At 40.5% G+C, this 7,480-nt stretch carries 9 protein-coding genes; 4 read left to right on the top strand and 5 right to left on the bottom strand.

The window, feature by feature from the left end:
- Nucleotides 1-273: 273 nt before the first annotated feature.
- The 3 genes from JW841_13265 to JW841_13255 are packed head-to-tail and all read left to right on the top strand — an operon-like array spanning nt 274 to nt 942.
- Complete coding sequence (locus JW841_13265) at nt 274-441, top strand: hypothetical protein (GenBank protein ID MBN1961909.1); 168 nt, start codon at nt 274-276, stop codon at nt 439-441.
- Nucleotides 438-626, top strand: a complete 189-nt coding sequence (locus JW841_13260; GenBank protein MBN1961908.1) for a hypothetical protein — start codon at nt 438-440, stop codon at nt 624-626. Before JW841_13265 ends, JW841_13260 begins: the two co-directional genes overlap by 4 nt.
- 7 nt (nt 627-633) lie before the next feature.
- Complete coding sequence (locus tag JW841_13255; protein ID MBN1961907.1) at nt 634-942, top strand: hypothetical protein; 309 nt, start codon at nt 634-636, stop codon at nt 940-942.
- 270 nt (nt 943-1,212) lie between these two features.
- Here the strand turns inward: JW841_13255 and JW841_13250 are convergent, their stop codons facing one another.
- Nucleotides 1,213-3,606, bottom strand: a complete 2,394-nt coding sequence (locus JW841_13250) for a peptidoglycan-binding protein (protein MBN1961906.1) — start codon at nt 3,604-3,606, stop codon at nt 1,213-1,215.
- 125 nt (nt 3,607-3,731) lie between these two features.
- Nucleotides 3,732-4,904 carry a cardiolipin synthase ClsB gene (locus JW841_13245; protein MBN1961905.1) on the bottom strand — a complete coding sequence of 391 codons (1,173 nt, stop codon included), beginning with the start codon at nt 4,902-4,904 and terminating at the stop codon, nt 3,732-3,734.
- A gap of 198 nt (nt 4,905-5,102) precedes the next feature.
- Between JW841_13245 and JW841_13240 the strand changes: the two genes are divergently transcribed.
- Nucleotides 5,103-5,609 (top strand): hypothetical protein, encoded by a 507-nt coding sequence (locus tag JW841_13240; GenBank protein ID MBN1961904.1) that lies wholly within the window; start codon nt 5,103-5,105, stop codon nt 5,607-5,609.
- Nucleotides 5,610-5,641: 32 nt separating this feature from the next.
- On the opposite strand, the gene JW841_13235 is transcribed toward JW841_13240, so the two are convergent.
- The 3 genes from JW841_13235 to JW841_13225 are packed head-to-tail and all read right to left on the bottom strand — an operon-like array spanning nt 5,642 to nt 7,125.
- Nucleotides 5,642-5,860: an AtpZ/AtpI family protein gene (locus JW841_13235; GenBank protein ID MBN1961903.1), complete on the bottom strand. Its 219-nt coding sequence runs from the start codon at nt 5,858-5,860 to the stop codon at nt 5,642-5,644.
- Nucleotides 5,860-6,624: a Nif3-like dinuclear metal center hexameric protein gene (locus JW841_13230; protein MBN1961902.1), complete on the bottom strand. Its 765-nt coding sequence runs from the start codon at nt 6,622-6,624 to the stop codon at nt 5,860-5,862. Before JW841_13230 ends, JW841_13235 begins: the two co-directional genes overlap by 1 nt.
- 27 nt (nt 6,625-6,651) lie before the next feature.
- Nucleotides 6,652-7,125: an acyl-CoA thioesterase gene (locus JW841_13225; GenBank protein ID MBN1961901.1), complete on the bottom strand. Its 474-nt coding sequence runs from the start codon at nt 7,123-7,125 to the stop codon at nt 6,652-6,654.
- Nucleotides 7,126-7,480 lie beyond the last annotated feature (355 nt).

The following is a 7,480-nucleotide window of genomic DNA, read 5'->3' as shown; positions in this document are numbered from 1 at the left end:
TGCCAGACACTGTTAACATATTGCGCAATGAAATTAATTAGTTTCTATACATTTTAGATATCAGGTATTAGTATTTTATATAATTAAAGTAATTGTATATTGACTAAGTAACTACTAGTTACCATTTAAATATTATAAAAGCTGTTGGTATTAAAACACTTAAAGCTAAACTAAGCGAATATGTCCGTTTAGCAAAATCAGGTGAAATTATTCTTGTGACTGAGCGCGAAGATGTGGTTGCTGAATTACGTCCTGCAATGCGTCAGAGAGTAAATGCAGCAGCATCTTGAAGATGCCTTAGAATTTTTAGCCGAGAAAAAAGAGATAGTGTTGCGAAGCAGCGAGGACTCTTGGTCTGGTCCGCAACCTGTAGTTTGTCTTATTGATTTTTCTTCTCAAGACATTCTTGATGATATGCGTAGCGACGGGTTGTTTCTGTGAGCGAAATATTTCTTGAGACTTCAGCACTACTGCGGGCATTATTTGGCGAAGCTGGTGGTGATGAAGTTCGCTCAAAAATGATTTTTACAAAGCGAATATTTGCCTCGCGCTTGTTGTTAGTTGAAACTGAGCGGGTTTTATTACGGGTAGATGCATTTTATTCATACCGCAATTCCTTGCTTTAGAGGCGAGATGTTTTACCAAACATATCTTGATGTATTAGCAGTTGGGAAAGCTGACGAATTTATAAGTATTTTTGGTGGTATTGATAATTGTGACCCACAAAAAATATTAATGTCTCAATTCAATAAGTATCGTGATATAAAAGATGATGATTATCCTATAACGACACGCAACTTCGGTGAATGGGAAGAATGTAGATATGCCAAGATAGATTTTGCCGGCATGCTTTATAAAAATGGTCATAACCCATTTAAACAGTTAACTGGTGATAACCAATGGAACGTTATTTCTAAATATAAAGTAACTTTTATGCAGTAGGGTTCTATTGCTATTATCAATGCCATAGACTCGAAATTTAGTATTTATGCAGTGGTTGGCCCTAGCCATCCAGATGAAAAAAACTACTGCCCAAAGGTATATGCTAGAATTAAGCATGAAAAATTTAGCTTCACCTCTCCTTTCTTTTTTAACTTAGAAGCGAGAAAGTTTTTTGCCGAATTGACCAAGAGCAAATGATTAATAGCTTTACCTGACGCAGCCACAAGCTAATCAATTAACCACTTGGCATCACACCAAAGGGCTAGGCCATTAAGGCCGAGACACTTCTAATGGTTTTGCGAAACTCGAATTAAGAAATGTTTGCATTTGTTGTGGTGATACCGTAATTGGCCCACCCGCCATTAAAGGATCGGCTACAATGTAATCACCTTGAGGGGTCATGCCAACAACGGTTACAAAATGCCCACCAGGATCTACGTTATTAATCATATTACCACCAGGTTGCTGTGACCCCCAAGCCGCCCATTCTGCGTAACTACCAAGAACTACAGGGTGCCCATTACCTAACGCAGTATTAATGGCATTAATATTATTGTCGATATAATTTGTTGATGCTCCATATTGCTGCAAACCTTGATCAACCGATGACATATACATGGTTCCATCTAGATCACCGGTAGCAGTACGAATATCATTAATAACTTGTGGAGCGTCACTTGGCGAAGGATGCGCAATAAGCCCTAAAGATGACAGCGCAATAAGCGCGGCCGCTGGTCCACAATCATTGTAACCATATGGAGTATAAGCTCCCGGCAAGCTAACCGCCGGATGATTAGTAGGATCGATTAGAGTTGTAGGATCACCATCTTGATAAGTGGCGGTTTCGCCCCATTCATTAACAAAATGGGGACTCGCTTCTTCTACTGAAGTAAAGGTTGCAAGTTTGGTGGGTGGAATAATATCTTGACCTTCTAAATTGCGCACAGTGCGAATATTGTCAGTATTCACCATGACATAGCCATGCTCAAAAGTTTGATAAACGGAACCATCAGGAAGTACTTGCACCGGGCCGGTAGCACCACCAAGTTCTGCGGCTTGTGCGAGCGCCGGGCCATTCGCCGGAAACTGCGCAGCAGGATGTGGATGCATTAAAGCATTTACGGTTGCTGGATCTATCGTATCAGAGACCGGGATACCATTAGCGATTTGAAAATCATGTAGAGCCCCTGCAGTAATATCACCAAATTGGCCAAAACCAGCGCCCTCATTGTCAATTATATTCTCTGGAAAGTAACCTAAGGCTGCTAGATCTCGTTGCAGTTGTTTAACTTCATCCCCACTAGCACCTTTGCTCAGCCCGGCAAGATCTTGAGCATTGGCGTCGCCGGTGGTACCCCATAAATTAGGATTAGCAGCACGATTGGTTGCATCCATCAAAGCCGTAAAACCAACATAAGTATCAACCGCGGCGCGATACTCAAAATCTGCTCTATCTTCTCGGTCCAGCATATTCATGCGATAGGGGGAAAACTCGGTTGCACGATCGCGACGGTACATACTATCAAAAATTGCTAACCCCTCTTGTCCATATTGCTCGCGAATTTGTGAGCGCATTTCACCTAAACTCTCAGGAATGCCCGTTTGTTCTTCAGGTAATCGCCCACCTAAGGCACTCATTGCCGCCTGCATTTGTTCATAGCTATAACCAGCAGCACTCCATGCTTGATAAACCTGATTGGCCAGTGCTGGTGTCATGGTTATTGGGTCATCACCTTCAAATTGCGTTAATAAACCGCTGTCCTGCGCATGTACCCCTGATTCAAAACTAGCAATATTCGGGGCTAGTTCAATAAAATCATGAGCCGAGATGGTATTGATCGGAGGCAATAAACCACCATTTGCTCCCATACGTGGCAAATAGTTTTGCGCCGTGATCAGCTCAGCATGGGCATTTCGTACCGAGCGCATACTAGTTTGATAATAAGTAGTTAATGCTGCAGATGTAACCGCATCATCAACTATAAAATTAGGCTCTGGTAATGGGTTAAAAGTGCCAAGATTTTCAGCAGCAGCTTGCATATTTTGTAGCTCAAGATCTGCTTGATTTAGCGCCTCTTGGGCTTTTTGCGCTTCAGCTTGGGCAAGCAGTGCTTCTTGCTGAGCTTGCTGTGCTCTATCCATTGCCTCTTGATAACGTTGTTGCGCCTCTTGCAAAGCTTGGGCATCTTCTTGCAATGCTGCCTCTAGTGCTTGTTGCGCGCTTTGCAATTCGCTTTCAGCTTGGGCTAATTCACCTTCTTTACTTGCTAACTCAGTTTCTTTGCTCTGTAGCTCGCCTTGTTTTTGTTGAATATCACTCTGTAGCCGTTGTACTTCAGAAAGATACGCCGCCATTGCCGCGCCAAAAGCTGCTTTATCAAATACACGTTCGGTAATAGTTTCTTGGTCAGGCGGAGTACCTACAGTACGTTGTTGCTCAGTATAATAGTCATTAGAATTGGGTGGTTTAAGTTCACCAAGTTGCTGCTGCAAAATAATAATGGCCGAATTAATATCAGCTATTGCTTCTTGCAGCCCGACTATTTCCCCACATAAGTTATCAATTTTGGCAATAGCTTCGTCAACATGTGCTTGTGCATTATTAGCTGTTTGCACAACTGGAGGAATAATAGGGCTACTAGCTGAAGTAGTATTAAGAGTCATGGCGTGACACCTTTTTTATAAGTTTCTTTGCTGAAATCATTAACAGCTAATTCGTTACTTGGTTGGCAATCAGCTCAAGAAAATTAGGGGTGGTACCTGAGGTAGCCCCTCAAAATAAATTGCAACTAAAGTAAATAGCGCAACTGATAAAAAAAGAACTCAAGCAACTTTTGTAATGAAGGGCGTCGATGCCAAGTGGTGGGATCAATAAAGTGTGAACGGCGTAAATCATTTTCAAACTGCTGATCAAAAGCAGTACCAAGTTTTTTATCTACACAAGCTACATTAGCTTCAAGATTATGCAATAGACTACGCCTATCAAGATTATAGCTGCCAATTGAACACCAATACCCATCAACTACAGCGGTTTTCGCATGCAATACGCGCTCAGTCCATTCATAAATTTCAATGCCCCATTTTAATAAGCGTCGATATAAATACCTTCCAGCAAATTGTATTGATCTGATATCGGTTCTTCCGGATAACAACAATTGTACACGTACACCACGCTTACGAGCGCGTTGTAGTGCTCGTTGAACATCGCGATCGGGAATACAGTACGCATTCGTAATTCTAATAGTGCTAGTAGCATTAGCAATCGCATGTAAATATGCTCGACGTACTGAATGACGCTTTGTTAATCTACCTTCGAGAATCTGCATTGCGGTATTGCCAGCCTCTTGTGGTGGCCCTAAATAAACATTCCAATCCTTTTTAGTAACTTGGCGCCAAGTACGATTAAACAATACCATCAAACCATGAGCCACTGGTCCATGTATTTGCGCATGAATATCGTGCCAATTTGCACCGCCCCATTCTGTTGGTGCATATTCCCGTCCAATATTGATACCGCCAATGAATGCTATGTAATCATCAATAATTAATAGTTTACGATGATCTCTTACCCAAAAATTTTTTGCTGAAAACGAAATTTTACGAGGTGGATGAAATACTACAACTTCACCACCAGCATTGATTAATGGCTGCCAAAAGTTTGCCGAAGTATCCATAGAACCAACTCCGTCAATAATTACTCTAACCGCAACTCCATCTTTGGCTCGCTCGCATAGTGCGACTAAAAAACGCTCACCAATAACGTCGGCGCTAAATATATAACTTTCAAAAGCAATACTACGTTTTGCGTTAGCTATGGCTTCTAGCATTGCAGGATAAGCTTGTTGACCATCAACTAAAAGCTCAGCACGATTTTTAGAGAAAACATAATGACGTCCGAGATAACGGCGGTCATGTTGATTAATATCATCGATACTTACTGCTGCTGTGTGTTTTACCGCCATACCCCGACCTTATCATACAGTCAAAGCTGCTAAAATTTATCATACAGCGTCATAAAGACTTAAAGACCATTAAAAATACCATTTACTATGAAGCATAATTAAATTTTACCTAGATACAAATGTACTAACGCATAATGCGCCTCTTCCTGCTACAATATAAATTAAAGAGCATTAAATTTTACCATTGGAAGTAAAATCATGCACCTGCTACTTGTCGCATTATTATTTACTATTTCACCAATGGCTTCTGCTGCAAATCTTTCTGGCAATTGGGAAGTACAAAGTATTGGAACAGATCGCCAAATAACTATTAAACAAAAAGGTAAAAAAATAACGGCACATCGCGTACTTTGGCCTGAATTCGAAGGTCATTCTTACAAACTTGAACATCTCTATCGCGGTAACCTCATAGGTAAAACCATTAAAGGCAAACTGTTTGTTCGTGAAGAAGGGCAAAAAGATTATGAGATGTTACGACCATTTATAGCTGAAGTAATTTCAAATGATCGGATCAATTTTGATGGACTACCTATCAAACGTATCGTCAAACCTATTCCGGTAACCCAAGGGGCAATATTAAGATTTCCCCCAAACTTAGTACAATTTAAAATAAAACCTGATTTGCTAGTGGCACTAAACTATACCAAAAATAATCAAAAGATTAATGCCAAACTTCACACACCATTAGTTTTTATTAAGCCGTAAATAATCCATCACAACATTGATTCATTTTATGCCTATAATTTTGTCGAACGTATTAAGCGTATAATCACTCTAGTTGCTGCCCCAAACCCAATAATTAGCCCAGTAATTAAAAGCCATGGTGACGTAGCAAAACGATTATCTGCCCAAATACCAGCAATGGTTGGCAGGGTTACTGCAATAGCTATCTCAATACCGATAGTCGAATATCGACCTGCAAGTTTCCATAAATGCTGTTGGTCTTGTTTTGACATTATAGACCGGTATCATTACCTACAAATATATGATTAATACCAAACTGCTGTGCTAGCTTTGCCCCCAATGCGCGTACTCCAAAAACCTCCGTCCGATAATGCCCAGCCACGATTAAATGAATATTTTGTTCGTCGGCTTCTATAGCAGTATAATGTGGAGCTTCACCAACAATAAGTGCATCTAATCCGGCTTGCGCTGCAGCACTTATATATGAACCAGCACCACCACTAATAACTGCAAGACGTTTAATACGATATGGGCCTCGGCCAAAGAGACGATATTCTCCAATTTGTAAGTTAATTCGTTGACAAAGTTCATCGATGGATAAATCACAAATAGCTGTGTAACCAAGATCTATATCATGATAACACCCAAAAGATTTTTCTGCTTGTAATCCAAGAACTCGTAATATTTCGATGTTATTACCAACTTCACAATGAATATCTAATGGTAAATGTGCGGCATAAACTGATAATTCATGTTTAAAGCATTTAGCGATTTTACGTGCATGCGCACCAGTTAATGGGCGATTACCACCCCATAACAGACCGTGATGCACAATTAATAACTCTGCCTTTGCAGCAATTGCCGCATCTATGGTGTCTTCGCTGGCATCAACACCGCAAGCTATAATATTTACTTGGCTAGCTGGTATTGAACGAGCATCTAATTGCAAACCATTTTGGGCATTTATATCATCAGCAATCTTTGCAATATTCAGGTATTCGTCAAGAAACACATGAATAGAATTAAATAAAGTCATATAACCTACCAAGTTGTTCAAATGTTGTTAGCAACTAATATCTTTGTGGGCCAAACGTTCAGCGCGTCTAAGTTGTGCCGCCTTATATCGACGTTTTTCAATTTCGCTTTCAGCAGTTAACGGTGGCACTGGTAAAGGTTTGCCATTTTTATCTACCGACACCATCGTAAAATAACCACTAAGGCAATGCTCTCGCTCACCGCTACTAATATCTTCACGATCTACGCGTACTCCTACTTCAATGCTAGTTCTACCAACATAATTGGCGCTTGCTCGAACAATAATTACATCACCTAAATGAATGGGACGCTCAAAAACAATCTCATCAACCGCCACCGTAACTACTTGATTACGACAATGTCGTCTACCAGCAATACCCGCTGCAATATCCATCCATTGCATGATGCTACCACCAAATGCGGTACCATGAGAGTTAGTATCCGAGGGCAGTACTATATGAGTAGCTTCAACTGCCGAATCAGATGGATGTCGTGTACTCATAATAATTTACATACCCTTGGCTTAGTTATTAGTTTGATAAAACAAGCTAACTAGTCGATTAAAATGAAAGTGCTGAAATGAAAGTGCCAGATAGTTCATATAATTGAGCTATTCTTTTCCCTAACTTCAGTCAACCAATTTAAGAGCTTCAACCTGCGTTTACAAGCCGGGCAATACTTATCCTTTTGAATACCTGTTTCAGAAACCGTATACAAGCTACACGATGATAGAGCATTTTATGTTTACGGCAGCTCATTGCAAATCTGTTTCTGTTACAAGTATTTATAGATGTCCGCTTCATTAGCACGGGTAGATGTCCGCGTGTTTGAAAACCTGTTATTGTCAAACGGGTCGT

The sequence above is a fragment of the Deltaproteobacteria bacterium genome, assembly GCA_016931625.1.
Lineage (GTDB): Bacteria > Myxococcota > XYA12-FULL-58-9 > XYA12-FULL-58-9 > JAFGEK01 > JAFGEK01.
The sequence above is the reverse complement of the archived record's forward strand: the minus strand, read 5'-3'. Positions and strand labels throughout refer to the sequence as shown.

What these genes read in the sequence shown, in the direction of transcription:
- JW841_13240 (MBN1961904.1), top strand. Translation starts at nt 5,103, where the DNA reads ATGCACCTGCTACTTGTCGCATTATTATTTACTATTTCACCAATGGCT.
- JW841_13250 (MBN1961906.1), bottom strand. Translation starts at nt 3,606, where the DNA reads ATGACTCTTAATACTACTTCAGCTAGTAGCCCTATTATTCCTCCAGTT.
- JW841_13265 (MBN1961909.1), top strand. Translation starts at nt 274, where the DNA reads ATGCAGCAGCATCTTGAAGATGCCTTAGAATTTTTAGCCGAGAAAAAA.
- JW841_13245 (MBN1961905.1), bottom strand. Translation starts at nt 4,904, where the DNA reads ATGGCGGTAAAACACACAGCAGCAGTAAGTATCGATGATATTAATCAA.
- JW841_13225 (MBN1961901.1), bottom strand. Translation starts at nt 7,125, where the DNA reads ATGAGTACACGACATCCATCTGATTCGGCAGTTGAAGCTACTCATATA.
- JW841_13235 (MBN1961903.1), bottom strand. Translation starts at nt 5,860, where the DNA reads ATGTCAAAACAAGACCAACAGCATTTATGGAAACTTGCAGGTCGATAT.
- JW841_13255 (MBN1961907.1), top strand. Translation starts at nt 634, where the DNA reads ATGTTTTACCAAACATATCTTGATGTATTAGCAGTTGGGAAAGCTGAC.
- JW841_13230 (MBN1961902.1), bottom strand. Translation starts at nt 6,624, where the DNA reads ATGACTTTATTTAATTCTATTCATGTGTTTCTTGACGAATACCTGAAT.